The sequence below is a fragment of the Dechloromonas denitrificans genome (assembly GCF_020510685.1).
Lineage (GTDB): Bacteria > Pseudomonadota > Gammaproteobacteria > Burkholderiales > Rhodocyclaceae > Azonexus > Azonexus denitrificans_A.
In genome coordinates this window covers 4,502,315-4,525,633 of record NZ_CP075185.1, presented here as the reverse complement: position 1 = coordinate 4,525,633, position 23,319 = coordinate 4,502,315, and the positions used below count along the sequence as shown (strand labels likewise).

The 23,319-nt window shown below is 65.6% G+C and carries 26 protein-coding genes and 1 other RNA gene; 6 read left to right on the top strand and 21 right to left on the bottom strand.

Annotation, left to right across the window (positions count from 1 at the left end; translation table 11 throughout):
* Positions 1 to 71 precede the first annotated feature (71 nt).
* Positions 72 to 1,211 (bottom strand): ABC transporter substrate-binding protein, encoded by a 1,140-nt coding sequence (locus KI611_RS21580; protein ID WP_226417705.1) that lies wholly within the window; start codon positions 1,209 to 1,211, stop codon positions 72 to 74.
* Between the two features lie 125 nt (positions 1,212 to 1,336).
* Here KI611_RS21580 and KI611_RS21575 point away from each other — a divergent pair, with 125 nt between their 5' ends.
* Positions 1,337 to 1,933: a riboflavin synthase gene (locus KI611_RS21575; protein ID WP_226417704.1), complete on the top strand. Its 597-nt coding sequence runs from the start codon at positions 1,337 to 1,339 to the stop codon at positions 1,931 to 1,933.
* A gap of 18 nt (positions 1,934 to 1,951) precedes the next feature.
* Positions 1,952 to 2,276, top strand: a transfer-messenger RNA (tmRNA) gene (gene ssrA / locus KI611_RS21570).
* Positions 2,277 to 2,289: 13 nt separating this feature from the next.
* On the opposite strand, the gene KI611_RS21565 is transcribed toward ssrA, so the two are convergent.
* The 6 genes from KI611_RS21565 to KI611_RS21540 form a co-directional block, all read right to left on the bottom strand.
* Positions 2,290 to 2,973, bottom strand: a complete 684-nt coding sequence (locus KI611_RS21565; protein ID WP_226417703.1) for an energy transducer TonB — start codon at positions 2,971 to 2,973, stop codon at positions 2,290 to 2,292.
* Between the two features lie 4 nt (positions 2,974 to 2,977).
* On the bottom strand, positions 2,978 to 3,442 hold the full coding sequence (locus tag KI611_RS21560; protein WP_226417702.1) for a TlpA family protein disulfide reductase: 465 nt from the start codon (positions 3,440 to 3,442) through the stop codon (positions 2,978 to 2,980).
* Positions 3,439 to 4,626: a sialidase family protein gene (locus tag KI611_RS21555; RefSeq protein WP_226417701.1), complete on the bottom strand. Its 1,188-nt coding sequence runs from the start codon at positions 4,624 to 4,626 to the stop codon at positions 3,439 to 3,441. The genes KI611_RS21560 and KI611_RS21555 overlap by 4 nt, the downstream gene beginning before the upstream one ends.
* Positions 4,620 to 6,656, bottom strand: a complete 2,037-nt coding sequence (locus KI611_RS21550) for a TonB-dependent receptor (RefSeq protein ID WP_226417700.1) — start codon at positions 6,654 to 6,656, stop codon at positions 4,620 to 4,622. The genes KI611_RS21555 and KI611_RS21550 overlap by 7 nt, the downstream gene beginning before the upstream one ends.
* Before the next feature lie 190 nt (positions 6,657 to 6,846).
* Entirely contained in the window at positions 6,847 to 7,434 is a 588-nt protein-coding gene (locus KI611_RS21545; protein WP_226417699.1) for a Crp/Fnr family transcriptional regulator, read from the bottom strand.
* The gene (locus KI611_RS21540) at positions 7,409 to 9,622 is read right to left on the bottom strand and encodes a TonB-dependent receptor plug domain-containing protein (RefSeq protein WP_226417698.1); all 2,214 of its coding nucleotides are present in this window, start codon (positions 9,620 to 9,622) and stop codon (positions 7,409 to 7,411) included. Before KI611_RS21540 ends, KI611_RS21545 begins: the two co-directional genes overlap by 26 nt.
* 174 nt (positions 9,623 to 9,796) lie before the next feature.
* On the opposite strand from KI611_RS21540, the gene KI611_RS21535 reads away from it, so the two are divergent.
* Complete coding sequence (locus tag KI611_RS21535; protein WP_226417697.1) at positions 9,797 to 10,384, top strand: tetratricopeptide repeat protein; 588 nt, start codon at positions 9,797 to 9,799, stop codon at positions 10,382 to 10,384.
* Between the two features lie 77 nt (positions 10,385 to 10,461).
* On the opposite strand, the gene ptsP is transcribed toward KI611_RS21535, so the two are convergent.
* The 5 genes from ptsP to KI611_RS21510 form a co-directional block, all read right to left on the bottom strand.
* The gene (gene ptsP, locus KI611_RS21530; RefSeq protein WP_226417696.1) at positions 10,462 to 12,204 is read right to left on the bottom strand and encodes a phosphoenolpyruvate--protein phosphotransferase; all 1,743 of its coding nucleotides are present in this window, start codon (positions 12,202 to 12,204) and stop codon (positions 10,462 to 10,464) included.
* 6 nt (positions 12,205 to 12,210) lie between these two features.
* Positions 12,211 to 12,480: an HPr family phosphocarrier protein gene (locus KI611_RS21525; protein WP_226417695.1), complete on the bottom strand. Its 270-nt coding sequence runs from the start codon at positions 12,478 to 12,480 to the stop codon at positions 12,211 to 12,213.
* Between the two features lie 2 nt (positions 12,481 to 12,482).
* Positions 12,483 to 12,872: a PTS sugar transporter subunit IIA gene (locus KI611_RS21520; RefSeq protein WP_226417694.1), complete on the bottom strand. Its 390-nt coding sequence runs from the start codon at positions 12,870 to 12,872 to the stop codon at positions 12,483 to 12,485.
* A 74-nt stretch (positions 12,873 to 12,946) separates the two neighbouring features.
* Positions 12,947 to 13,882 (bottom strand): DMT family transporter, encoded by a 936-nt coding sequence (locus tag KI611_RS21515; protein WP_226417693.1) that lies wholly within the window; start codon positions 13,880 to 13,882, stop codon positions 12,947 to 12,949.
* Positions 13,879 to 14,025, bottom strand: coding sequence for a hypothetical protein (locus KI611_RS21510; protein WP_226417692.1), 147 nt, complete (start codon positions 14,023 to 14,025; stop codon positions 13,879 to 13,881). Before KI611_RS21510 ends, KI611_RS21515 begins: the two co-directional genes overlap by 4 nt.
* A gap of 55 nt (positions 14,026 to 14,080) precedes the next feature.
* Between KI611_RS21510 and KI611_RS21505 the strand changes: the two genes are divergently transcribed.
* On the top strand, positions 14,081 to 15,013 hold the full coding sequence (locus KI611_RS21505; RefSeq protein WP_226417691.1) for a LysR family transcriptional regulator: 933 nt from the start codon (positions 14,081 to 14,083) through the stop codon (positions 15,011 to 15,013).
* Here KI611_RS21505 and KI611_RS21500 read toward each other — a convergent pair.
* The 9 genes from KI611_RS21500 to KI611_RS21460 form a co-directional block, all read right to left on the bottom strand.
* Positions 14,997 to 15,563, bottom strand: a complete 567-nt coding sequence (locus KI611_RS21500) for a DUF3365 domain-containing protein (protein ID WP_226417690.1) — start codon at positions 15,561 to 15,563, stop codon at positions 14,997 to 14,999. The genes KI611_RS21505 and KI611_RS21500 overlap by 17 nt on opposite strands.
* 55 nt (positions 15,564 to 15,618) lie before the next feature.
* A complete protein-coding gene (locus KI611_RS21495) occupies positions 15,619 to 16,533 on the bottom strand; it encodes a branched-chain amino acid transaminase (RefSeq protein ID WP_226417689.1) in 915 nt (304 codons plus the stop codon).
* 246 nt (positions 16,534 to 16,779) lie between these two features.
* The gene (locus KI611_RS21490; protein ID WP_226417688.1) at positions 16,780 to 17,277 is read right to left on the bottom strand and encodes a hypothetical protein; all 498 of its coding nucleotides are present in this window, start codon (positions 17,275 to 17,277) and stop codon (positions 16,780 to 16,782) included.
* 111 nt (positions 17,278 to 17,388) lie between these two features.
* On the bottom strand, positions 17,389 to 17,844 hold the full coding sequence (locus tag KI611_RS21485; protein WP_226417687.1) for a periplasmic heavy metal sensor: 456 nt from the start codon (positions 17,842 to 17,844) through the stop codon (positions 17,389 to 17,391).
* A complete protein-coding gene (locus KI611_RS21480; protein ID WP_226417686.1) occupies positions 17,841 to 18,305 on the bottom strand; it encodes an anti-sigma factor family protein in 465 nt (154 codons plus the stop codon). The genes KI611_RS21485 and KI611_RS21480 overlap by 4 nt, the downstream gene beginning before the upstream one ends.
* Positions 18,298 to 18,879, bottom strand: a complete 582-nt coding sequence (locus KI611_RS21475) for an RNA polymerase sigma factor (protein WP_226417685.1) — start codon at positions 18,877 to 18,879, stop codon at positions 18,298 to 18,300. The genes KI611_RS21480 and KI611_RS21475 overlap by 8 nt, the downstream gene beginning before the upstream one ends.
* 149 nt (positions 18,880 to 19,028) lie before the next feature.
* Positions 19,029 to 19,976: a hypothetical protein gene (locus KI611_RS21470; protein ID WP_226417684.1), complete on the bottom strand. Its 948-nt coding sequence runs from the start codon at positions 19,974 to 19,976 to the stop codon at positions 19,029 to 19,031.
* 233 nt (positions 19,977 to 20,209) lie between these two features.
* Positions 20,210 to 21,079, bottom strand: coding sequence for a LysR substrate-binding domain-containing protein (locus tag KI611_RS21465; protein ID WP_226417683.1), 870 nt, complete (start codon positions 21,077 to 21,079; stop codon positions 20,210 to 20,212).
* Positions 21,080 to 21,081: 2 nt separating this feature from the next.
* Complete coding sequence (locus tag KI611_RS21460; RefSeq protein ID WP_226417682.1) at positions 21,082 to 22,005, bottom strand: LysR substrate-binding domain-containing protein; 924 nt, start codon at positions 22,003 to 22,005, stop codon at positions 21,082 to 21,084.
* 133 nt (positions 22,006 to 22,138) lie between these two features.
* Between KI611_RS21460 and KI611_RS21455 the strand changes: the two genes are divergently transcribed.
* Both KI611_RS21455 and KI611_RS21450 read left to right on the top strand, forming a co-directional pair.
* Positions 22,139 to 22,384 (top strand): DUF2917 domain-containing protein, encoded by a 246-nt coding sequence (locus KI611_RS21455; protein ID WP_226417681.1) that lies wholly within the window; start codon positions 22,139 to 22,141, stop codon positions 22,382 to 22,384.
* Positions 22,381 to 23,316 (top strand): serine aminopeptidase domain-containing protein, encoded by a 936-nt coding sequence (locus KI611_RS21450; RefSeq protein ID WP_226417680.1) that lies wholly within the window; start codon positions 22,381 to 22,383, stop codon positions 23,314 to 23,316. The genes KI611_RS21455 and KI611_RS21450 overlap by 4 nt, the downstream gene beginning before the upstream one ends.
* Positions 23,317 to 23,319: the final 3 nt, after the last annotated feature.

Below are 23,319 nucleotides of genomic sequence, written 5' to 3'. Positions count from 1 at the left end.
ACGCGAAATTTTAGCACGCCGTGTCTGGCCGGCATTGGCCGGACGCAGCGTGCCAGCTGTTGCCGGGTGATTCAGCGGGCCAGTTTCCAGGCGCCCTGCTGCACGGTGACCATGACCCGGGCCCGCTGATCGAGGCCGAGGTGGTCGCTGGCGCTCATGTTGAAGACGCCGTGGGCACCGGCGACATTCTTCGTCGCTTCCAGCGCATCGCGCAGCGCCAGACGGAATTCACGGCTGCCCGGTTGCGCTGTCTTCAGGGCCTGCGGCGCGGCGGCGGCCAACAGCTGGCCGGCATCCCAGGCGTAGCCGCCGAAGGCATTGACGCTGCCCTTGCCGTGGGCGGCTTCGTAGCGGGTGACGTATTCGGTCGCCGATTTCTTCACCGGATTGTCGGCCGGCAACTGCCCGGCGACCAGTACCGGGCCGGTTGGCAGCACGGTGCCTTCGCAATCCTTGCCGCAGACGCGCAGGAAGTCGTTGTTGGCGACGCCGTGCGTCTGGTAAATGATGCCCTTGTAGCCCTTTTCCTTCAGCGATTTCTGCGGCAGCGCGGCCGGCGTGCCGGCGCCGCCGATCAGTACGGCATCCGGCTTGGCGGAAAGGATCTTGAGGATCTGGCCGGTTACCGTGGTATCGGTGCGATTGAAGCGCTCGTTGCCGACCAGCGCGATCTTGCGCACTTCGGCCAGCTTGGAGAACTCGTTCCACCAACCTTCGCCGTAGGCGTCGGAAAAACCGATGTAGGCCACGGTTTTGACGTTGTTGTTGGTCATGTGCTCGATGATCGCGGTCGACATCTGGGCATCGTTCTGCGGTGTCTTGAAGACCCATTTACGCTTGTCGTCCATCGGCTCGACGATGCGCGCCGAGGCGGCCAGGGCGATCATCGGCGTCTCGCCCTCGGCGGCAACGCCGACCATGGCCAGCGAATTGGGTGTCGTCGTCGAGCCGATGATCAGGTCGACCTTGTTTTCGCTGATCAGCTTCTTGGTGTTCTTGACCGCCGTGGTGGTGTCGGATGCGTCGTCGAGCACGAGGTAATTGACCTTCTGCCCGGCGATGCTTTTCGGCAACAGGTCGATGGTGTTCTTTTCCGGTATGCCGAGCGAGGCGGCCGGGCCGGTGGCCGACAGCGTGACGCCGACGTTGATGTCGGCCAGCGCAGTGGCGGCGATGGTTGAGAGCAGTGCGGCGAGTAGCGTTTTGTTCAACTTTGTCTCCCTTTGATGAATCGATTACGCAAAGGTGAAACCCTATTGGCAACGAGCCATTCTGGCAAGTCGTCCGGTCAAGCGGCCGTGCTAAAGTTTGCCCCTTTACGCAAACGGGTTCTGCCATGTTCTCTGGGATCATCGCGGCGGTTGGCCGCATCACTCACCTCACCGCCCGCGAAGTCGGCTTCCGTCTGCATGTCGAGGCCGGCACGCTTGGCCTCGACGATGTCGCGCTGGGCGACTCGATCGCCCACAACGGGGTCTGCCTGACCGTGGTGGCCAAGGACGCCAACCAATTCATGGTCGATGTCTCGCCCGAAACGCTGTCGTGCACCGTCGGTCTCGACGCGCCCGGCCCGGTCAATCTGGAAAAGGCGTTGCGTCTGGCCGATCGGCTGGGCGGCCATCTGGTTTCCGGCCACGTCGATGGAGTCGGCGAAGTGCTGCGTTTCGAGCCGGTCGGTGACAACCGGATGCTGGAAATCCTCGCCCCGAAGGAAATCGCCCGCTACATCGCGCGCAAGGGATCGGTCACCGTCAATGGCGTCAGCCTGACCACCAACGAGGTCAGCGGCCAGGTGTTTACCATCAACCTGATCCCGCACACGCTGGAAAATACGACGCTGAACAATCTCCAGCCGGGCAGCCGGGTGAATCTCGAAGTCGATCTGATCGCCCGCTACTGCGAGCGCCTGCTCAGTGCCGAACGGGAACTCTGAGGCGATTGAAAAATTGCTCCGGGGTCGGCTCTTGTAAATCGCCCCCCCCGCCCCCATAATTCGAAGCATGGTTGTAATTCCGGCAATCTGGAGGCGTTCTGGACAGGGGTTCGATTCCCCTCACCTCCACCTAAGGGCATTCCGGTGTCTTTAGATGGGGGTGTACTGGCTTCGACAGGGCGGGCAAAGGTGCGCAGGCAACTCGTCAGGCGATCGACGTTAATGAAGCAAATTCTCAAACGCCAACGATGAGCGTTTCGCTGTAGCTGCATAAGCTTTCAGCCGGGGCTGCTGGAGCCTTGTTACCAAAGATAGCCGGCGGGGACTTCGGTCCCCGTCGTCACGTCCGGCCTGCCTCAACCATCCAGCCGAAAGACAATGGGAATGATCACCGAGGCTTCGATCGCCTCGTCGCCCCGTTTCGCCGGAATGAAGCGCCAGCGCGCGACAACCTGTTTGGCGGCTTCGTCGAGCCGCTCGAAATTGCTGCTTTTTTCAAAATCGATCGTCGCCGGCTGACCATCCCGGCTGACCCGCACCCTGAGCAACACCTTGCCTTCCTCGCCGAGGCGCCGGGAGAGTGGCGGGTATTTCGGTTCGGGATTGTGCAGATAGGCGGCGTCGAAACGGGCCGGGGTGACCGTGACCGGTGCCGCGCTGGCCGTCGGGGCAGCGGCCGGGGGAGCCGGCGGGGCGGCGCTCGGGGCCGGTACCGAAAAGGTCGGGGATGGCACGGCCTGCTCGGCGCGCATGGCGAGTAACGGACGCGGGGTCGGCTGCGGCCGCTCACGCTGCCGGCTGACCGTTGGCTGGGCAACCGGAACTGGCTTCTGGGCGGGCGTTGGGGCCTGCTGCGGCGGCGCCGGCTCGAGCAGGCGAACTGCGATGGTGGCGGGTGGCGGAATTTCCAGCTGGTCGATGGCGAGCTTCAGCGGATAGAACAGGATCAGCCCGTGCAGCAGCGCGGCCGCGAGGAAAAAATGGCCGCTCCGCCGCCATTCGGGTGGGCCTGATTCGAGGGAAAGGCGATTGCTGACCATAGCGTTATTTTACGTGTTCGCCGACCCAGTGTTCGAGTTGCTCAACCGGGATGACTCCGGAGCTGGCAGTGCGCTGGTGGTTGCGGTCGAAAAAATAGGTGCGCGGCAGTTCGCCGAACCAGCGGCGGTCGATCTGGTAGCGCAGCTTTTCCGGCTGCGGGTCGGCGAAAACCCATTGCGCCTGCTTGCCGAGACCGTAGCCGAGGGCGAGCTTTTCCAGTTGCGCGGCCTCGTCCGGGGTGTCGGTGGCGAGCAGGACGATGTTCAGGCGCGGATGTCGGCGGGCTAGTTTGGCCAAGGTCTTCAGTTCGCCCGGGCAATGGATGCAGGTGGCGGACCAAAGGGCCAGGATGAACGGCTTTCCGGCCTGTTCGGCCTGGATTTGTTGCAGGCTGCCCGGCACGAAGGGCCGGATCTCGGCATGGCTGCTTGCCGAAAACAGCAGGAGGAGCAGGGCGAGCGTTTTCATGTGCCGAGGCGGACGATCTTCAGGCCGTTGTCGGCGGTATTCCAGATCAGCCAGATTGCGCCGCGGCCGTTGATCAGCAGCGGGTCGTCGGCGGCGCCGGCGGTGGCGGCGAGGCGCATCGGCTTGCTCCAGGTCTGGCCGCGGTCGGCGGAATGGATGGCGACGATGCGGTTTTCGCGCCCGTCGAATTCGCGCCAGACCAGATCGATGCCGCTGCCGGCCGTGGCGACGGCCGGATGGCCGGCTTGGGCATCGAGGTCGCCAAAGGACAGCGGAACGCTCATCCGCTCGCCGTCGATGCGCCGGTAATGCAGGCCGGGCGATTTGGCGGCGCCGGTGAACCAGGCGATGTGCCGGCCGCCCTGCTCATCGACGGCCAAGCTGCCGCCGTGATGCGGGCAGGCGTCAATGGCCCAGCCGTCGGTCGAGGCGCGCTGCAAGGGTTCGCCGAGGCGGGCGATGGCGAAATCGCGTTCGTTGCGGCCGAAAATGTGCCGCCAGAAGGCCAGCGGCGTGCCATCGCGGTCGGCGGCCAGGCCGATCCGGCAGCATTCGCAGGAATGGTCGGCGAGCTTGCGGTTGGCGGCAAAACTGCGTCCGCCGTCGGTCGACTGGGCGGTGTAGATCGCGGCGCCGCGGTAGGCCGGCTGGCCGTCGCCGTCGCGCTTGTCGATCCAGGCCATGGTGACGCCGTGCTCGTTGGCGAGCATGGCATTGAAGCGGTGGGTGATGGCTTGCCGATTGTCGTTGATGGTCAGCGGCTCGGCGAAGGTCGCGCCGCCATCGGCCGAGGCGGCAAAGCGGATGTGGCCGGCGAAGGCTTGCGGCAGAGGCTGGGTCCAGCTCAGATAGACCCGCTGATCGACCACGGCGATCGCCGGGCGGGCTTCGCCATCGGCGGAAATCAGCTCCGGCTCGCGGTTGACCGTAACCGCCGGCGAAAAATGCTGGCCGGCGTCATCCGAATGGCTGACCTGCAATTGTTTGCCGACCGTGCGCGCCAGCCACAGCCGGCCATTGGCATCGAAAGTGGCGGCCACTGCCAGGCGCGGGGCGCTCTCCAGGCGCTCCTGCCACATCCGGGAAAAATCCGGTTTGCCTGCCGCATGGCCGGCCGGTTCATGGGCGGCGGCCCTGGTGGCGATCAGGCAGCCGGCCAGCAGCGTGACAATGGCGCCTACCATTTGGCCTGGACCCCGACGGTGAGGGTGCGCGGCAGGCCGGGGGCGAAGGTCTCGAACCCCGAGGTGACGCTGGTACTTTCGGCGTAGCGCTTGTCGGCCAGGTTATGGACGTTGGCGAAGAGGTTCATGTCGCGGGCCAGCGGATACTGGCCGCGCAGGTTCAGCAGATCGTGTCCCGGGTACTTGGCGGTGTTGGCCTGATCCGACCACCAGCTGCCGAAATGCATCCATTCCAGTTGGGCCAGGCCGCTTTTCGCCTCGCCGTAGCTCAGGCGGGTGTTGGCGACGACGCGCGGGGCGATTTCCATTTCCCTGCCGCTGTAGTCGGTGCTGCCGATTTTCCATGTCTCGTAGGTGTGCTTGGCGTAGGAGAAGGCGCTGTCGAACCGCCACAAGGAGGCCAGCTGGGCGCCGAGGCCGACTTCGACGCCGCGGTGCAGGGTCTTGCCGGCGTTGGTCGCGGTCGTGACATTGCTGAGCGGATCCTTGTAACTGAGGATGTCGTCCTTCTTGGTCATGTGATAGGCCGAAATCTCGTAATTTACCGTACTGCCGAGCTTGCCGCGCAAGCCGATTTCGTAGCTGTCGACCTTGATCGGCTTGAGTTGCTGGGCGGCGTCGGCGGCAGCCCGCGCCAGGCTCGCCGAGGTGGCCGCGGCGGGCCGGAAGAGCTGGCCTTCGGACGGGGTACGGAAGGCGTGGTTGTAGGCGACAAAGCCGTTCAGTGAGTCGGTGAAGGCATAGGTCGCCCCGAGCTTCGGGCTGAGATGCTGGAAATCGATGTTGGTATCGCCGACCTGACCGTAGTAACGGCCGCCGGCGAGGACCGGCGCGCTCGCCATGCGATTGCTGTACTGGTAGCTGACCGCGTCGTAACGCAGGCCGGCGGTGACCCGAAGCTTCTGCAGCGGTGAAATCTCGCCATGCACATAGGGCGAAATGCCGCGATAGGTGACGTCGTAATCGTAGACCCGGGCGCCGATGCGGTAAGCGGTATAGATCGCCCTATAACCGCTGCCTGCCTGGGTGGTGGTGATGGCGTCTTCGACGCGGCTGCCCGGGCTGTTGTCGATATCGACGCCGACGATCAGGCGCGTGCGCAGCGGAGCGAAATCCTGGCGGTATTTGATCTGGGCGCCGAGCGACTGGTTTTCGCTGGTGTAGCGCGTCGGGTCGTAGGCCAGCGACCAGTTGGCCAGCAAATCCATCGAGTTGTAGCGGTAATAGGGGGTGATGCTCAACAGCGAATCGCCGGATTCCTTCTCGTAGGCGGTCGACAGGCGAACGGCCTGGACCTTGCGCAGCGAGATCGGCGTGTAGTTGGTGCGCGGGTTGTTTTCGTAGTCGTTTTTGGAAATGGCCGAACTGCCGGCGGTTTCCTGGTCGATGTTGGAAAAGGTGGCGACTGTTTTCAGCACGGCATCGTTGCCGATCGCGCTATCCCAGCGCAGCGTGCCGCTCTGCCGGTCGTAGGCGGTGCTGTCGCGCCAGCCGTCGGTATGGCTGAGATTGAGATCGGCGCGGAAGGCGTGGTCGCCGAAGGCATTGCCGCCGGTGATCATCGCCCGTTTCCAGCCGTAGGAGCCGGCCTCGAGGGAGCCGTCGATTTCCGGCCCGGTCGGCGGCCGGCGGGTCAGTACGTTGATCACGCCGCCGATTGCGTCGGAGCCGTAGAGCGCACTGCCCGGCCCCTTGTTGATCTCGATGCCGCCGGCCATCGGCAGATTCACCTCGTACAAGGCATTGTGATTGAAGAAGCCGGTGGACCGGGTCGGGATGCCGTCCTCCAGATAGAGGTACACCGGGCTGGTGGTCAGCGGCTGGCGGATCGCCGTCTGGTGGCCTTCGCCGCCGGTCACATTGACCCAGACGCCGGGCACCTGGCTCATGATTTCCGACGGGTGGGTCGGGCGCACTTCGCGCAGGGTCTTGTCCTTGATCACCCCGATGCTCGCCGGGGTTTCGGCAACCAGTTGTCCTTCGCGGGTGGCGGTCACGGTGACCTCGCCGAGCGCCTGATCGGCGGCCATGCTAGTGGCGGGGAAAAAAACTGCGCAAAGAGCGATCGCCAACGGTGAAGGTGCCACTTGCTTCATCATGAAATCCTAATTGATTTGTGTCAAAAATACTTAATAAACATATATTTAGGATTGGATGATACGGGCCGTTGCCGGCGCCCGGGGTGCGGCAAATTGTCGCGCCCCGGCGGTTTATGTCGAATCAATAGGCCAGGCTGGCCGGATTGAGCTGAAAACCCCGGGTTGCATGGACCCCTTCGATCTTCACCGGGGCCAGCAGCTGCGAGCGTTCGAGGGTTTTGATGATGCGCGAGATGGTTTCAAAGCGCAGATCGGTGATGTCGGCAATATCCTGCCGGGACGGCAGGACGACTCGCCCGGCGCCATCGGCCAGCAGGCGGATCAGGCCGATGACCCGGTCGGTGGCCTGGCCGCCGCGCAGGGCGACGATATCGGCGGCCCGCCGTTGTGCCGTGGCGAGCGATGCGAGCAGCGACTCGCCAGCCTTGGCGGACTCTCCCTCTGGCCAGGGGGCCAGTTCGCACTGGGTGAGCGCCGTGGCGCTGAAGGTGTAGGCGCCGAAGAGCAGGGTTTCGCAGCCGATAATGTCGCCGGCGATGGCCAGGCTGGCAAAGCTCGCGCCTCGCGGGCCGGGCATGTCGAGCCTGACCACGCCGCTGCGCAGGCGCCACGCCAGGCCGTCGTTACCGGCCTGGCAAATCGCCTCGCCGATTCCCGCCGACCTGGCGAAGGCTGCCTGGCGCCTAGAACTTGATATTGATGCCGGCATAGAGCGAGCGTCCCATGCCGGGAACGGTGATGCCGTAGGGAGCGCCGGCGCCGTTCAGCGACATGGTTCGGCCCTGGCCGGTGTAGGCGCCGCCGAGCGGCAGCGCGTATTGCTTGTCCAGCGCATTTTCCAGGCCGATATCGAAGCGGAGGTTCTTCCACTCGTAGCTGCTGCGCAGGTTGAGCAGGCCGTAGCCGGCCGTCTTCATCTCGTTGCGGACTGCCGAGACGTCGTCCTTGGCGCTGACCAGCACCTCCTCGATGGTGTTGGTCCAGTTGCCGAGGCGATGGTCGAGAGCCAGGCGGGCATTGAGCGGCATGATGTTGTAGAGATTGTTGCCGGTACTGCGGTTCTTGCCGTGCGTATAGCCGATGACGCCGCGCGCCGTGAAGCCGCCAAGCCCATCGATCCTGCCGAGCGCTGCAAAGCCGGAGAGGTCGAGGCCGTACAGGCGGGCATCCTGGTTGGCCAGGGTCAGGTAGTTGAACTGGCCGGCGACCCAGGTTTTGCCGATGGCCTGGGTGGCATCGATGTAGTTGTCGACCAGGCTGTAATAGGGCGTCAGCTTGACGCCCCAGTTGGTCCGGGCGGCATCGTGCCAGTCGGCACTGACGCTGACGGTGTGCGCCACTTCCGGTTTGAGGTCGACGTTGCCGACATAGCCGTTGCCGTCGTTGACCCAGTTGTTCATGGTCATCCCCATGCCGTTGCCCGACCACGTATAGCGTTCGTAGAGACTCGGCGAGCGGGTCTTGCGGGAATAGCCGCCCTCATAGGTCTGGCTGGCATCCGGCGTGTAGCGCGCGAGCAGCGTCAGGTCCAGGTTGTGATCGGTGCGCGAGCGGTCCCGATTGTTGAAGGTATTGGCGTTGTAGGGGGGCGTACTGGTGTCGTAGGTCGTCTTGTAGCCGGCGACCCGACCGGCGTCCATGGTGACCTGGCTGCCGCGTACGCCGATCAGCGTCATCCATTGCGGCGTCCAGCGGCCTTCCCATTCGCCAAAGAGGTCGAAGCGGTCGCGCTGGCCGTTGTTGATATTGACGAAGGTGTTCGGGGACATGCCGCCGGTGCCGACCGGCGGCCACCAGTCGTCCAGGCGGTAGCGCTGGTATTCGCTGCCGACCCGCAGCAGGTCGCGCTCGGAAAGGTTGATCTCGGCCTTGACCAGGGCCCCCGTATTCTTGCCCTCGGTATTCATCGGCATGCCCAGGGTGTAGAAATATTTGTCCTCGGCAAAATCCATCTTGTGCCGGGTTCGTTCGTGATAGACGCGCGATTCAAGCGTGCCCCAGGCATATTGTCCGGTATAGCCGAGATTGACCTGGGTGCTCTTGTTGTCGGTCATGTCCATGTGCTGGTTCGGGAATCCCTGGTAAGGGATGTGCTGGTAGCCGAGTTTCAGATCGAACAGGTGGTTGTCGAGCCGGTAAGCGACGCCCAGCTGTTGGTTTTGGGTCTTGTAGGCCGTCGAGGCCACCTCGTCGCCGGCAATCCAGCGCGATCCTTTGCTCGTGCCGGTCGCCAGAACGCCCGGCTTGAACTCCTTGGCCGACTTGTAGTTGTCGGATTGGGCGGTCGAGGCGCTGTAGCGGATGCTGAGATTTTCCGTGGCAATGGTGGCCGAGGCATTGACGCCCCAGGCATCGCCGTTCGAGCGATAGAAACTGCCCAGCTCGCCGCCGGTCAGCAGTCCCTCGCCGGCCTTGGCGAAGCGCGGGGCTGGCGAATTGACGATGATCGCCCCGCCGATGCTGTCGCCGCCGACGCTGACCGGAGTGATGCCGGCGTATACCTTGAGGCTGTCGACATTGCTCGGATCGATGTAGGACAGCGCCGGGTTCATGTGATTGGCGCAGGCCGAGATCAGATCCATGCCATCGACCTTGATGCGCAGACGGTCATCGGCCAGGCCGTGGATCGCCGGCAGTCCGGAAACGCCGCCGGCGCCATGGATGCTGACGCCGGGAATGTCCTTCAGCAGGCTGGCCGTATCGCTCGTCGCCGGCCGCTGCGGCGCAATTTGCCGGTTGTTGATGGCGTCGGCCGTGGGTAGTTCGCGGATCTTGCTCGCGCTGACGACGACATCGTCGAGAACCGTCGCGCTCTGCGCCGCGGCGCTTTGCCAGACGGCAGTTGTCGAAAAGGCGACAGCCATTGCGGCGGTCAGCGGACGAATACGGTTCCCCATGAAGTTCTCCCTGAATTATTGGTATTTAAGCGGGGTCAGATTGTCCGGGAGTAAGGGCAGGGCGGGAATGCGGCAAATTGTCGCGCGGCAATTTGCCTAGTTCCAAAGGGCGGGGTCGCGGTCTAGCATGTTTCCTCCCAATTCCACCGCTGCAACGTTCAGGAAGTTCGCCCAATGACCTCGCTCCTTGCCCGTTTTTGTCTCGCTGTCGTTTGTTCCCTGACCTGTCTCGCCGCCCATGCGGGAAATGTCGACGCCGATCTGCGGCAGGCGGCAAAACTGCACAAGGGGGGCGAGACGGTGCCCGCGGTGGCGATCTGGAAAGCCTGGGCCGAACAGGGAAATGTCGATGCCGCCTATAACCTGGCGGTGATTCACCAGCACGGCGACGGCGTGCCGACCGACTATGCCGAGGCCTTGCGCTGGTACCGCGTGGCCGCCGAGCGGGGCGACAAGGCATCGCAGTTCCAGATCGGCCTGATGTACCAGGTCGGTCAGGGCGTTGCCGCCGATCAGGAGGAAGCGCATCGCTGGTTCACGATGAATCGCCGGCATCATCTGCACCATGAGCACCAACCGCAGATGGTCGCCTGGCGCCAGCAGGCGCTCGCCCTGATCGAAGAGCGCGACCGTCGGGAGCAGGTGGCGGCAGCGCGGAACGGTTCGGCCCAGGTGCTGGCCGATCTCAAACGGCGAGCCGGGATCAGCGACGAGCGGCCGACGGCGACGGTTGCCTTGGCTAGCCAGACCAGCCTGCGCTGAGTTTTTCCGCGGCCCGGCTACGGCCGGGCCAATACCCGGCGAGGCCGGGAGCCAGCCCCGCCGGGGCTGGCCTTGAATCAGGCGTTCAGTTTTTCCAGCGCTTCGCGCAGCTTGCCCGGTTCTTCGAGGCGCAGCATGCGCCGGACGTTGGGGGCGAGTTCGCTGACATCGGCCTTCAGGACACGGTTCTTCACCTTGAGGATCTGCGACGGGTGCATCGAGAAGATGCGCAGACCCATGCCGAGGAAGAGTCGGGTCAGCTTCGGATCGCCGGCCATTTCACCGCAGACCGAAACCGGGATGCCGACCTTTTCGGCGCTCGCCATGGTGTGCGCCAGCAGCATCAGGACGGCCGGGTGCAGCGGGTCGTAGAGTGCGGCGACCTGCTCGTCGGAGCGATCGATGGCCAGCGTGTACTGGATCAGGTCGTTGGTGCCGATCGACAGGAAATTCAGCCGGCGCAGGAAGAGGCCGATGGCCAGCGCGGCCGCCGGAATTTCGATCATGCCGCCGACCTCGATGTTTTCGTCGAAGCTGATCTTCTCGCCGCGCAGGCTCGATTTCGCCTGTTCCAGCGCGGCCAGCGTCTGGTCGATTTCGTGGGCGTGGGCGAGCATCGGAATCAGTAACTTGATCGGCCCGTGTTTCGAGGCGCGCAGGATGGCGCGCAACTGGGTCTGGAACATCTGCGGTTCGGCCAGCGATAGCCGGATGGCGCGGCGGCCGAGCGCCGGGTTGGTCTTGACCCGGTCGCCGAAACTGGAGTCCGGGCGCAGATCCTTGTCGTTGCCGAGGTCGAAGGTGCGGATGGTGACCGGCCGGCCGGCCATGCCCTTGACCACTTTGCGGTAGGCCTCGTACTGCTCCTGTTCGTCGGGCATGTCGCCGCGGTCGAGGAAGAGGAACTCGGTGCGGAACAGGCCGATGCCTTCGGCGCCGCCCTCCAGGGCTTCCGGGATGTCGCCGGGCAGTTCGATGTTGGCGTACAAGTGCACTTCAACGCCGTCGATCGTCTGCGATTTTGCCGTCTTCAAGCGCTTCAGCTTCGATTCTTCCAGCTCGATCTGGTTCTTGCGCAGCTGGTATTCCTCGAGCACGCGCGGGTCCGGATTGACGATGACGACGCCCCGCTGGCCGTCGACGATCAGCTGTTCGCCATCGCGAATCAGCGAGCGGGCATTCTCCATCCCGACTACCGACGGGATCGCCATGCTGCGGGCGAGAATCGCCGTGTGCGAGGTGGCGCCGCCGACGTCGGTGATGAAGGAGGCGAAGCGGTGTTCCTTGAAGGTGATGACGTCGGCCGGCGACAGGTCGTGGGCGACGACGATCAGCGTTTCTTCCTTGAGGCCCTTGCCGGCTTTCATCACGGCGCGGCTGGGGTGGCCGAGCAGCTCCTTGATGACGCGCTCGACGACCTGACGGACATCGAGCTTGCGTTCGCGCAGGTAGGGGTCGTCGAATTGTTCGAACTGGCGGACCAGGTGTTCCATCTGCTGGACCAGCGCCCATTCGGCATTGCAGCGTCGTTCGCGGATGATCTCGCGCGGCTTGTCCACCAGTTCCGGATCTTCGAGGAACATGGTGTGGATGTCGATGAAGGCGGCAAGCTCGGCCGGCGCATGCTCGGTCGTGCCCTTCATCGCCTCCAGTTCATCCTTGACCGCCTTGACGGCGGCCTCGAAGCGGGCGATTTCCTTGTCGACCATGCGCGGTGCGACGGTCAGGTGCGAAACCTCGAGCGTCGCGTGCGACATCAGCAAGGCCCGCCCGATGGCGATGCCGCCGGAGACGCCGAGACCGTGCAGGGCGAAGCTCATGGTGGTTTACTCCCCTTCGCCGAAGTAGTCGGCAATCAAGGCGAGCAGCGCATCCATCGCCTCCGCTTCGTCGGCCCCGTCGGTTTCGATGCTGACCGTGGCGCCCTTGCCGGCCGCCAGCATCATCACGCCCATGATGCTCTTGGCGTTGATGCGGCGGGCGCCCTTGGACATCCAGATTTCGGATTTGTATTTTCCGGCGAGCTGGGTCAGCTTGGCGGAGGCCCGCGCATGCAGGCCCAGTTTGTTGATGATTTCAGTGTCTCTGGTCAGCATGGTCAATGTTCCAGCATGTTGAAAATGCCGTCGCGGGCGCCATCCCTGGCTCGCTGCAGCAGGATTTCCATACCCTTTTCGCGATACGTCAGGGCGCGTACGAGCATCGGCAGATTGACGCCGGTGAGGCCTTCGATATGGCCGGGTTCGAGCAGTTTGAGGGCGAGATTGGCCGGGCTGGCGCCGAAGATGTCGGTGAGGACCAGCGCCCCTTTGCCGTTATCGACCTGGGCCAGCATCTGGCGGGCGAGCGGCAACAGGTCGAGCGGGTCGTCCTGCGGTGCCACGCCAAGCTGCATCAGCTGTGCCGGGCGCTTGTTCAGCACATGGCAGGCGTTCTGCACCAGCGCCTCGCCGTAGCTGCCATGGGTGATTAATAGGATTCCGATCATGCGCCGGATTCTAACCCGAAGCCGCCGGCGATATCGTGGTGCGCGGCCGATGATCCGGCCGCCGGCCCTACCGTTTAGCGCCGGACGACGAGCAGGACGCCGAGGATGACGAAAGCCGAGCCGCCGAGCTGCCAGACGGAAACGCTTTCATCGAGCAACAGCCAGCCGAGCAGGATGGTGGCGAGCGGACCGATCATGCCGACCATCGAGGCGCGGCCGGCGCCGATCGCCTTGATCGCGGCCGATTGCATGAATACCGGAATGACCGTCGAGATCAGCGCCATGCCGGCGGCCAGCGCATAGATCGGCCAGGGCTGGCGAAAGACTTCGTCCCACGGCCGGGCCACCAGGTAATGCAGAAAGGTCGCGGCGGTGGCGACGGCCATGGCCAGCGCGGTGAACCGGCCGCTACCGAGACGGGCGATCAGCTGCCCGCCGCCTGACAGATAGACGGCGTAGGACAGGCTCGAGGCGAAAACCAGGGCCGCCCCCGTCCACACCGTGCGGGTATCGGCCGCCAGGTTGAGGTCGTGGGCGAAAGCGGCGGCAATCCCGGCGTAGGTCAGAACCAGCGCGAGAATTTCGCGCCCGGTCAGCCGTTTGGCAAAAAACACCACGCCGAGCAGCACGGTCAGGGTCGGGTAGGTAAACAGGATCAGCCGCTCAAGGCCGGCCGAAATGAACATCAGGCCCCAGAAGTCGAAAAGGCTGGCGCCGTAGTAGCCGGCCAGCCCGACGACGATCAGTGCCGCCCACTGGCGGCCGCTCAGCGCGCCCGCGCTCTTCGTTTGCAGCGCCGCAATGCCGAAGGCCGGGGCGGCAAAAGCCATGCGCAGGGCGAGCAGGGTAATGGCATCGACATGGGTCAGGCCGTCGACCGCCGGCGGAACCAGGTAGGCCAGCTTGACGAAGATGGCCTTGGCCGAGAAACCGAAGGCCGCGCCGATGGCGAGCCAGAAGCCGAGGCGGTAGTTACGGTTTTCGGTCGTCGTCAGGGGCGAGCGGTTCATGGGTTCAAAACTATCTTGATGAAAATGACTTTGGGTTCGGCTGGCAGCGTTCGATTTTGCGAAACGTTTTCCGGTTGAGGCTGGTTGCCGATCAACCGCTGCCATCCGTCGGCAAGGCCGAGTGCTGATGCCTTGGCTGCCATTGAATACGCCGCCGGAAGGCTTGGCAATTGGTATTATTGAAAGCCAGCATTCGTTATGGACGAAACCATGGTCTACGATCTTCCCGATTTGCGGCTGGTCGCGGCGATCGCCGACAGCGGCAGCCTGACCCGCGGCGCGGCGCAGATCCATCTGGCGCCATCTTCGGCTAGCCATCGTTTGAGCCAGCTGGAAGCGGCGCTCGGCGTGGCGTTGTTCGTCCGCCATGCCCGCGGCCTGACCCCGACGACGGCCGGCGAATCGCTGCTGCGCCATGCCCGGCAGGTGTTCGCCCAGCTCGAACAGATGCACGCCGACCTCGCTCCTTACGCCAGCGGCGTGGTCAGCCAGGTCACGGTGTTCGCCAACACCAATGCGATCAACTGTTTTCTGCCGGAAGATCTCGGCGATTTCCTGCGCGACCATCCGCGCATCCGGGTCAGTCTTGAGGAGCAGCCGAGTCCGGCGATCATCCAGGCAGTGGCGGCCGGCCAGGTGGAAATCGGCGTGGTCGCCGCCGAACCCGGGCTGGCCGGGCTGGAAACCCATCCCTACCGGCGCGACCGGCTGGTCCTCATCGTTCCGGCCGGGCATCCGCTGGCCGGGCGCGACGCGGTGGCTTTTGCCGAAGTGCTGGCCGAACCCTTCGTCGGCCTGCATGCCGGCAGCGCCATTCACACCTTCATGATGAATGCCGCCGCCCAGCTTGGCGGGCGGCTCGATGTGCGGATCCAGGTGCGCAGCTTCAATGCGGTGTGCCGAATGGTCGCGGCCGGCGTCGGGATCGGCATGGTGCCGCACTCGGCCGTTCCCGCGGGCGACTTGAGCGCCCGGCCGGCCAGCCTGCGGACGGTGCAGATCACCGACGCCTGGGCGCCGCGCGACCTGCAGCTATGCGTTCGTTCACGGGCCGCGCTCGGCCCGGCGGCGGCCGCCCTGTTCGACCATCTGGCGAGCAAGGGCGGCGGCGAAATTACAACGGACGCTTGACCGTCAGGGCGCCGCGAATCTGGCCCTTGGCATGGCCGGTGGCCTGGTCGTGCGGGTAGCTTGCCGCCAGCTTGGCCGGCAGGCCGGCTTCCATGCCGTCGACCGGGCCGTGGCACTTGAGGCAGACGTCGGCGACCGGCAGCGCTTTCATGTAACGGAAGACCGGCTTGCCGTCGATGTGCACGATCTCGCTCTTTTCGAGTGTCTCCGGCTTCTCGCCGTTGGCGGCGCGGATATTGAAATCGGCCAGTTGGCGCACCTCCCACGAGTCCGGCGTGGCGCGTTCGGCATTGCGCGTCTTCAGGCTGACGCGGCGAATGTCCCAGCCGGTTTCCTGGCGCTTGGCCTTGATCAGTTGCGGTGCCGTCTCCTTGCAGACCGGGATGGCCCCCGCCACGCCCTGCGCGGCGACTGCTTCCTGCATGGCGCTGACGACCTTGGGAATGACCGGCAGCACGGCCTTTTTGGTCTCGGCGGTGAGGGTGCCGAGATCCTGGGCGAGAGCCGGCAGGGCGGCGAGCAGCAGCGTAACGGAGAGGATTCTTTTCATGGCGGACTCCAATGTAAATTAGAAAACCCTGATATTACGCTGCTTGCCCGTCACCTCAAACCGCCGTCAGCCATCTCCGGCCGGCCGGCTGTTCGCCTCGCACGCTGGCGAAATAGCTCTCCTGGAGCTGGCGGGTCAGCGGCCCGGGGCGGCCGTTGCCGACGCGCCGCCGGTCCACTTCGATGACCGGGGTGATTTCGGCGGCCGTGCCGGTCAGGAAAACCTCATCGGCGCAATACAGCTCGTCGCGCGTGATGCGCTTGCTGCGCACCGCCAATCCGGCCTCGGCGGCCAGCGTGCACACCGTGCGCCGGGTGATGCCGTCGAGCGCCGACGTGGTTTCCGGCTGGAGCACCTCGCCGTTGCAGACGAGAAAGATGTTTTCGCTGCTGCCTTCGGCGACATAGCCCTCGGTATCGAGCAGGATCGCCTCGTCGTAACCGTCGCGTTTCGCCTCGCGGATGGCGAGGATGGAGTTGGCGTAGGTCGAGATCGCCTTGGCCCGGCACATCTGGACATTCGGGTGATGCCGCGCATAGGACGAAACCCGGACGCGTATCCCCTCCTCCAGCGCCTGGCCGCCGAGATAGGCGCCCCACGGCCAGGCGGCGATCATCACATGGCTGGCCGCGCCGGCCGGGTCGACGCCCACCTTCTCGGCGCCGAGAAAGACCAGCGGCCGGATGTAGGCGCTGCTCAGGCCGTTGCGGCTGACCGCTTCGCGGCAAGCCTGGCGCAGCGTGGCGCGGTCGAAAGGCAGATCGATGGCGAGAATGTGGGCCGAAGCCTCGAGCCGCTGCAAATGCTCGTCGAGCCGGAAGATCGCCGGGCCGTCGGCCGTTGCGTAGGCCCGCAGGCCCTCGAAGCAGCCGTAGCCGTAATGCAGGGTATGGGTCAGCACGTGCACCGTGGCGTCGCGCCAGGGCAGCCACTGGCCGTCGAGCCAGATGAAACCGTCGCGGTCTTGCATGATGTTCTCCTCGAAATCCTGAAATCGACCGCCATGGCGGTCGGCGGAGCGCGCCAGGGGGTGGGCGCGCCAGCGGTGTCCGTGGCAGCCGGTGCCGGGTGGGCGGGCGTCAGGCGGAGGGAGGCGGTACGAAGAGAATGCCGGTGGCTGGCTACGGTTTCAAACGAATTGACGGCTGATCAAGTGAATCGTATTCATGTTTGGCGACCGTACGGGCTGGACCCAAGCGGTCGCCACTGGCGTGGTTCAGTGGGCGATCGGCGTGAACTGCGGATCGTCGAAATAGGCGGCATATTTTTCCAGCGCCCCGAGCACTTTCAGCGCTCCATCGCGGCGCTTGGCTTTCTGGGGCTTGCCGGCCATCTGCTCGGCGCCGGCCAGCAGATCGGCGACGACCAGGTGCAATTGGGCGTCGGCCGCGGGCGCCAGCTGGCAGTGACTGAGGATGTTGCCGACTTCGCTGTCGACCGTCTTTGCCAGGCTGCCGTAGCCAGCGGCTGGCAGGCGCTTGTCGTGAATCTCGGGAAGTGCCGCCGCGACGGCCCGGCGAATGTTGGCCATCGCCTGCCGTAGCGCTTCGTCGGTTTGCCATTTTCGGCCGGCGTTGAGCTGCAGGCTGGCCGGCCCGCCATGCTCGGCGTGCGTGGCGTGCGTGTCGGCCGGCGCGGCATGGCTGGGGCCGGCCAGCGCCAGGCCGGCGGCAACAAGGAGGGCGCTCAGTGGGGGCAAGGTTGGCAGTTTCATGGCTTGATTTCCGTTCAGGTCGGGGAGGTCGGCCGTCGCGCCCAATGCGGCGACGTGGCGACCTCCCCGACTTGAACGAATGGCTGGCCGAAATGTTCCCGCCCCCGCCGCCTAATTGCGGTGCAGTTGCTCGATCGTCGACGCGCCGACCGGCTGTCCCTGCAGCAAGCTGGCCAGTCGTGCGCGTTGTGCCGGCTGCAGCAGTTCGCGTTCGCGCAGCAGTTGTCCGATCACCAGCTTCTGCTGTTCGTCCTGCAGGCGCGCGATGGCTGTGCGTTCGGCATCGATCAATTGGTGGTCGGGCGACTCGGCGAAGATGGCGCCGATCATCCGGTCGCGATGCCTCCGCAGCTGGCCGGCGCCGCTGGCCAGCTGTCTGAGGAAGTCGGCTTCCGATTCGTGCCAGCGGTGCAGCTGTTCGGCGCTCAACTGCAGGTGCCGCGGCAGGCTTTCGCCGGCCGGCGGCGCGTTGTCCGGCGCCAGGCTGCGGTAGGCCAGGGCCGCCAGGACGCCGAGATTGATCAGCAGGGAGAGTGCGAGGGCGAGGCGCAGATGGGTCGGTTTCATTGGGTGCTTTCCTTCCGGTAGCAGGATTCGAGGCCGATGCACAGGCTGCCCGGCGGCATGATGTCGAAGACGCGCAACGCGGCCATGCGCGGCACCTCGGCGGCGCGGCCGGCGACCAGCGCCGAGCCCATGAAAACGCCGGCGGCGATCGAGGCGGCGGCCCCGATGGCGAGCGGCCACTGGCTGAACCAGCGGCGTTCGGGCCGGGCGGCGGCAGAACGCGGCGCAGCGGCGAGGCGGCCTTCGATCACGCCGGCCAGATCGAAGCCGAGGCTGGCCATGGGCAGCGCCTTGAAGCCGGCGGAAAGCGCCTGCAGCTCGGCGAATCGCGCGGCGCACAGCGGGCAGGCGGCGAGATGGGCGGCGACGCGCTGCTCCGCGTGATGATCAAGTTCGCCATCGAGATAGGCCGACAGCGTGGGCAGGTCCGGCGTGTGTTTGGGGGCGGTGTGCTCAGTCATCGCGGAGTTCTCCGGTAAGGCCTTGATAGCCGGCGATGGCCGCGCTGCGGGCGCGGGCCAGCCGGGATTTGACGGTGCCTTCGGCAATGCCGAGGGTGGCGGCAATTTCGCTGTACGACATCTCTTCCAGTTCGCGCAGCAGCAGAATCTCGCGCTGCTCGACCGGCAGTTGCTGCAGGGTGCGGCCGAGCAGTTCGACGCTCTGCCGGTCGGCCAGGCGCTGGTCGGGCTGCGGCGCGGCGTCGGGAAAGGCCGGCTCCGCTTCGCCGCCGGGGCATTCGGCAAAGGAGACGAACTCGATGCAGGCGCGGCGGCGCAGCAGGTCGAGCGTCGTGTTGTGGGCAATGCGGAACAGCCAGCTGCGGAACGACGCCTCCGGTCGCCAGCGGGCCAGGGCCTGATGGGCTTTCAGGAAGCTCTCCTGGGTCAGGTCGAGGGCTTCGTCACGGTTGCCGGTCAGGCGCAGGATGAAGCGGAACAGCCGATCCTGGTAGTGGCGGACCAGTGCCGTGAAGGCGCGCTGATCGCCCGCCTGGGCGCGGGCGATCAGTCCGCTTTCCGCTTCATCCACCATGCCGGCCATCCGCTCCTTGTCTGCTGTGCTGTTCTAACGAACGGGCCGCGAGAAAGTTCCCTGGCCCGGCGAAAGAACGGCGGCGCCGGGTCTTCAAGATGGGTTGGCAACTGCCGTGGCGGAGCATCCGGTTCCGGCAATTATCGGGGCTAACTCCGCCCGGCCGACGAGGCATGGATGGCGTTGTAGCTGGCCAGCGCCTTGGCCACCTGCCCCGTTGGGCGGGCGACGTCGCCGAGGCCGAACTCGGCCTGCAGCGCTGCTTTGTGGTCGTCGATGTAATCGATGACGCGGGTCAGGTTGTCCAGCCGGTTGGGAATGAAATTGCCCGGCGAATTGAGCAGTTCGGCCGACTTGGCGAAATTGGCGCTGAATTCGTCGATCGTGCTGATCACCCCCGTCTTGTTGCTGGCCATCACTGCATTGAGCCGCTTGCTGTCGAGGCTCGCCAGATTGGTGACGGGATCGATGGTCAGGCCAAGATCGCCCATGCCGTGCAGGCCATCCTTGGCGCCATTGAAGAAGTTTTCGACGCTCTGTTCGAGTTCCCATTGCGACACCGTGGCGGCCTGCGTGCCGGCGAGCAGACCGCCGGCTTCCAGATCGTCGTCGAAGCGGTTGATCCAGCCGTTGTAGGCATCCGCAAAAGCCTGCAGGCGCTGCTCGATCTCGGCATTCCCGGTTGTGCTGTCGATGGTGGCGAGGTTTGCCGCTTCCTGCTGCAGCGTCGTCAGGTAGGACTTCATGTCGCTCATTTCCGACAGCTCGGCCTTGTAGGTCACATCCTTGGTGTTGATCGCCGTCATCATCCGGTAGGCCGATTCGGGATCGAACAGCAGCGTGTTGCGACCGCTGGCCGACAGCCCGTTGCTGGCGGAGCCATTGCCGAGCAGCGCGGCCAGGTCCGAGGCGCCGGGCGCACCAGCGCCGCTGGCCGCGGAAGACATCAGCGTGCTCATGGTCTGCGACATGAAATCGGCCAGGCAGGATTGCAGGGACGCCAGAAAGTCGCCGCCAGCGGCCTGCGCTGCCGTCGTCCTGGCGCCCGCGGGCAGGGAAGAATTGAAACTCGTGCTGCTGATTAGATTGACTGACATGCTGCCTCCGACAGGGGAACAAGCCGGCTGGCTTTCCTGTTGTATGTGCATGATGACAAGCAACAAATACGCCTGTTGCCCGCCGGCGCTAACCGCCGCTTGGCGCCGGTCGGCCGGATGGCCGGCCCGGCAAGGTCTCGGCCAAAGTGCCGGATGCTGCGCCGCCAGGGCGGCGCTGGCGCCACGGCAATTGTCGCCCGCTCGGCGGCAAAGTCTTCCGGCCGGTCTGCCGGCTAAACGAGATCGTGCGCGTTGCGCACCAGCCAGCGAACGAAGGCCATCACCGCCGGCCGTTCCTGGATCGCCGGCGGGGCGACGACATAGAAGCTGCGGTCGGCGCAGTCCTCGGCGAAGGGGCGGACCAGGCGGCCTTCGGCAACATAAGGCATGGCCAGCGACGCCGCCATCAGTGCGACGCCGTGGCCGGCGACGGCGGCTTCGAGCATCAGCAGGGCGTCCTCGTAGAGCGGGCCGGTGGACGGTTCCGGGTGGCTGATGCCGGCGGCGGCGAACCAGCGCTGCCAGGACAGCAGCGGGTGGCGCAGCAGGCGGCTCCGCGCGAGATCCTGTGGCTGGTGCAGGCCGGCCGCGAGGGTCGGGCTGCACACCGGGAAGACGCGTTCCTCGAACAGCTTCCAGGCAAGCAGGCCGGGCCATTCCTCTTCGCCGTAGCGCAGCCCGATGTCGGCTTCGCCGGCCAGCAGCGGGGCGAGACCGGTGGCGGTGGCGAGAGCGAATTCGAGGTCGGGATGGGTTTCCTGATAGGCCGTGACACGACTGACCAGCCACTTGCTGGCGATCGCCGGCGCGGCTGAAATGCGCAGCCGTTCGCGCTGCGGGGCGCGCAGTACGCCGCTCGCTTCATCAAGGCGCAACAGGGCCTCGCGGACCACCGCCAGATAGCGGCGGCCGGTGGCGGTCAGGATGATCGCTCGGTGGCGCCGTTCGAACAGTGCCTGGCCGACGTGTTCCTCGAGCAGACGGATGCGGTGGCTGATCGCCGAAGGCGTCAGATGCAGCGCCTCGGCGGCGGCCAGAAAACTGCCGAGCCGGGCGGCGGCTTCGAAGGCCGGCAGGGTGTGGAGCGGCGGCAGGTCGCGCATGGTCATTGCTGCCCGGCGGGGCGGCCGGTCTGCCGCAACAGCCAGTCGGTGAAGGCGGCGACCGCCGGTTGTCCGGCCCGGGCGCCGCGCAGCAGGTAGTAGGCGCGTTGCGGTACCGGCCGGGCGGGAGCCAGCGCGAGCAGCCGGCCATCGGCGAGCTGCTCGCGGATCAGCGGTTCGCGGCCGAGGGCGATGCCCTGGCCGGCCTGCGCCGCGGCGATGCACTGGTCGTAATGATTGAACTGCAGGCGGCCCCTGGCCTGTCCGGCGTCGAGACCGAGCGGCTTGAGCCAGGCGTTCCAGTCGAACCACGGATGGGCCGTCGCATCGGTGAAGGCGAGCAGCGTCAGTTGCCCGAGCGTCGCGCCGTCCAGGCCGCCGGTGGGCGGCAGCAGCGGGCGCAAGGCCGGGCCGATGACCGGCAGCAGGGCTTCGTCGAACAGCTTGGCGCTGCCGTCCGGCGCATCGCCCGGCGCGCAATAGCGGATGGCCAGATCGACGTCGTCGACGACGAGATCGACGGCGCGGTTTTCGGCGGAAAGGCGCACGTCGATTTCCGGGTGTTCCTCCTGGAACAGCGACAGGCGGGGCACCAGCCACAATGCGGCGAAACCGATCGAGGTCGACACGGTCAACCCGGGGCGGCGGGGCGCGGCGATCTGCTCGACCGCCTCGGCGAGGCCGGCGAAGGCGGCGCGGGCGGCGCGGTAAAGGATTTCGCCCTGGGGCGTCAGAGCGAGTTGCCGGGTACTGCGCCGGAACAGCGGCGCGCCGAGCTGCGCCTCCAGCGCCTGGACTTGCCGGCTGATCGCCGACTGGCTGAGGAACAGCGCTTCGCCCGCCTTGGTGAAGCTGGAATGGCGGGCCGCGGCGACAAAGCCCTTGAGGTGGTCGAGTGAAGGCAGGCGGCGCAGGTCGAGGCTCATGTCTTTATGCGATCAATGCATGCAATGAATGTCGATATTTCGTTTGTTCCGCACTGTATCGATGAATACAGTGATGGTGTCGCGCCGGAAATCATTTCGGTATGTATAAACCTCATGAAGTGAGGATAGGAAAATGTCGCCGATCCTGCAAGCTGTCAATGAAACGCCGCTCCACGTGCTGTTGCGGCGACGCGAAACCCTGCTCGTCCAGGGCTGTGGCGAGTTGTGTTGCGAAGATGGCGAGGTCTGGCTGACCGAGGCCGGCAGCAATCGGGACTGTATCCTGAGTCCGGGTGACCGCTGGCCCTTGCAACAAGGCCTCGAGGTCGCGCTGTCGAGCCTGGCCGGCGCCCGGCTGAGCCTGGCGTCCGTGCCATGAATGCCCGTCATCCCGAGCGGGTGGCACCGCCGCAGGCGCTGGAACTGACGGCCGCCGATGGCTACCGTCTGGCCGCCCATCTCTGGCCGGCGGTCGGGCCGGTCGAGGCGGTCGTCGTGATCAATCCGGCGACTGCCGTCAAGGCCGACTACTACCACCGTTACGCCGCCTTCCTCAGCGAACACGGCATGGCCGTGCTGACCTACGACTATCGCGGCATCGGTGCCTCGCGCCAGGGCAGCCTGCGTCGCTGGAAGCGGATCACCAAGCTCGACTGGGGGCGCTACGACTGCGATGCGGCGCTCCGCCAGGCCAAACGGCTGTTTCCGGAGTGCCCGATTTTCCTGGTCGGTCACAGCATCGGTGGCCTGCTGCTCGGCCTGGCCCCTTCGGCCGGCCTGGTCGACCGGGCGCTGACGGTCGCCGCACAATACGCCTACTGGCGCGATTACGGTCCGGGCAAAGGCTGGATGTGGCTGCGCTGGCACCTGCTGATGCCGTTATTGACCGCCGCCTGCGGTTATTTCCCGGCCCGCCGTCTGGGTTGGCACGAGGATTTGCCGGCCGGCGCCGCCTACGAGTGGGCGCGTCGCCCGGCCTCGCTGGAGCAGGCCTATCGCGGCCGGGGCGCCAAGGGCGACGACCCGTTGCGGTACTTCCCGGAAATGCGTGGCGATCTGCTCGCCATCGGCCTGCACGACGATTCTTTCGGTACGCCGGCCGCAGTCGGTCGTCTGCTCGCCTATTACCGCAATGCGCTGCGCCACCACGTGCGCATTGCGCCGGACAGCATCGGCAGTCCGGCGATCGGCCATTTCGCCTTCTTCAACAGCCGCTTTCGCGACACGCTGTGGCAGGAATCGGTCGACTGGCTGCGCCATGGGCGGCTGTCGCGCCAGCCGCTCGAAACGCTGCCGCCCGAGGGCGGCTGAGCG

Bases quoted from the DNA above. Each gene is read 5' to 3' on its own strand.
- KI611_RS21575 (WP_226417704.1), top strand. From the start codon at position 1,337: ATGTTCTCTGGGATCATCGCGGCGGTTGGCCGCATCACTCACCTCACC.
- KI611_RS21565 (WP_226417703.1), bottom strand. From the start codon at position 2,973: ATGGTCAGCAATCGCCTTTCCCTCGAATCAGGCCCACCCGAATGGCGG.
- KI611_RS21560 (WP_226417702.1), bottom strand. From the start codon at position 3,442: ATGAAAACGCTCGCCCTGCTCCTCCTGCTGTTTTCGGCAAGCAGCCAT.
- KI611_RS21555 (WP_226417701.1), bottom strand. From the start codon at position 4,626: ATGGTAGGCGCCATTGTCACGCTGCTGGCCGGCTGCCTGATCGCCACC.
- KI611_RS21550 (WP_226417700.1), bottom strand. From the start codon at position 6,656: ATGGCCGCCGATCAGGCGCTCGGCGAGGTCACCGTGACCGCCACCCGC.
- KI611_RS21545 (WP_226417699.1), bottom strand. From the start codon at position 7,434: ATGCCGGCATCAATATCAAGTTCTAGGCGCCAGGCAGCCTTCGCCAGG.
- KI611_RS21540 (WP_226417698.1), bottom strand. From the start codon at position 9,622: ATGGGGAACCGTATTCGTCCGCTGACCGCCGCAATGGCTGTCGCCTTT.
- KI611_RS21535 (WP_226417697.1), top strand. From the start codon at position 9,797: ATGACCTCGCTCCTTGCCCGTTTTTGTCTCGCTGTCGTTTGTTCCCTG.
- ptsP (WP_226417696.1), bottom strand. From the start codon at position 12,204: ATGAGCTTCGCCCTGCACGGTCTCGGCGTCTCCGGCGGCATCGCCATC.
- KI611_RS21525 (WP_226417695.1), bottom strand. From the start codon at position 12,480: ATGCTGACCAGAGACACTGAAATCATCAACAAACTGGGCCTGCATGCG.
- KI611_RS21520 (WP_226417694.1), bottom strand. From the start codon at position 12,872: ATGATCGGAATCCTATTAATCACCCATGGCAGCTACGGCGAGGCGCTG.
- KI611_RS21515 (WP_226417693.1), bottom strand. From the start codon at position 13,882: ATGAACCGCTCGCCCCTGACGACGACCGAAAACCGTAACTACCGCCTC.
- KI611_RS21510 (WP_226417692.1), bottom strand. From the start codon at position 14,025: ATGGCAGCCAAGGCATCAGCACTCGGCCTTGCCGACGGATGGCAGCGG.
- KI611_RS21505 (WP_226417691.1), top strand. From the start codon at position 14,081: ATGGACGAAACCATGGTCTACGATCTTCCCGATTTGCGGCTGGTCGCG.
- KI611_RS21500 (WP_226417690.1), bottom strand. From the start codon at position 15,563: ATGAAAAGAATCCTCTCCGTTACGCTGCTGCTCGCCGCCCTGCCGGCT.
- KI611_RS21495 (WP_226417689.1), bottom strand. From the start codon at position 16,533: ATGCAAGACCGCGACGGTTTCATCTGGCTCGACGGCCAGTGGCTGCCC.
- KI611_RS21490 (WP_226417688.1), bottom strand. From the start codon at position 17,277: ATGAAACTGCCAACCTTGCCCCCACTGAGCGCCCTCCTTGTTGCCGCC.
- KI611_RS21485 (WP_226417687.1), bottom strand. From the start codon at position 17,844: ATGAAACCGACCCATCTGCGCCTCGCCCTCGCACTCTCCCTGCTGATC.
- KI611_RS21480 (WP_226417686.1), bottom strand. From the start codon at position 18,305: ATGACTGAGCACACCGCCCCCAAACACACGCCGGACCTGCCCACGCTG.
- KI611_RS21475 (WP_226417685.1), bottom strand. From the start codon at position 18,879: ATGGTGGATGAAGCGGAAAGCGGACTGATCGCCCGCGCCCAGGCGGGC.
- KI611_RS21470 (WP_226417684.1), bottom strand. From the start codon at position 19,976: ATGTCAGTCAATCTAATCAGCAGCACGAGTTTCAATTCTTCCCTGCCC.
- KI611_RS21465 (WP_226417683.1), bottom strand. From the start codon at position 21,079: ATGCGCGACCTGCCGCCGCTCCACACCCTGCCGGCCTTCGAAGCCGCC.
- KI611_RS21460 (WP_226417682.1), bottom strand. From the start codon at position 22,005: ATGAGCCTCGACCTGCGCCGCCTGCCTTCACTCGACCACCTCAAGGGC.
- KI611_RS21455 (WP_226417681.1), top strand. From the start codon at position 22,139: ATGTCGCCGATCCTGCAAGCTGTCAATGAAACGCCGCTCCACGTGCTG.
- KI611_RS21450 (WP_226417680.1), top strand. From the start codon at position 22,381: ATGAATGCCCGTCATCCCGAGCGGGTGGCACCGCCGCAGGCGCTGGAA.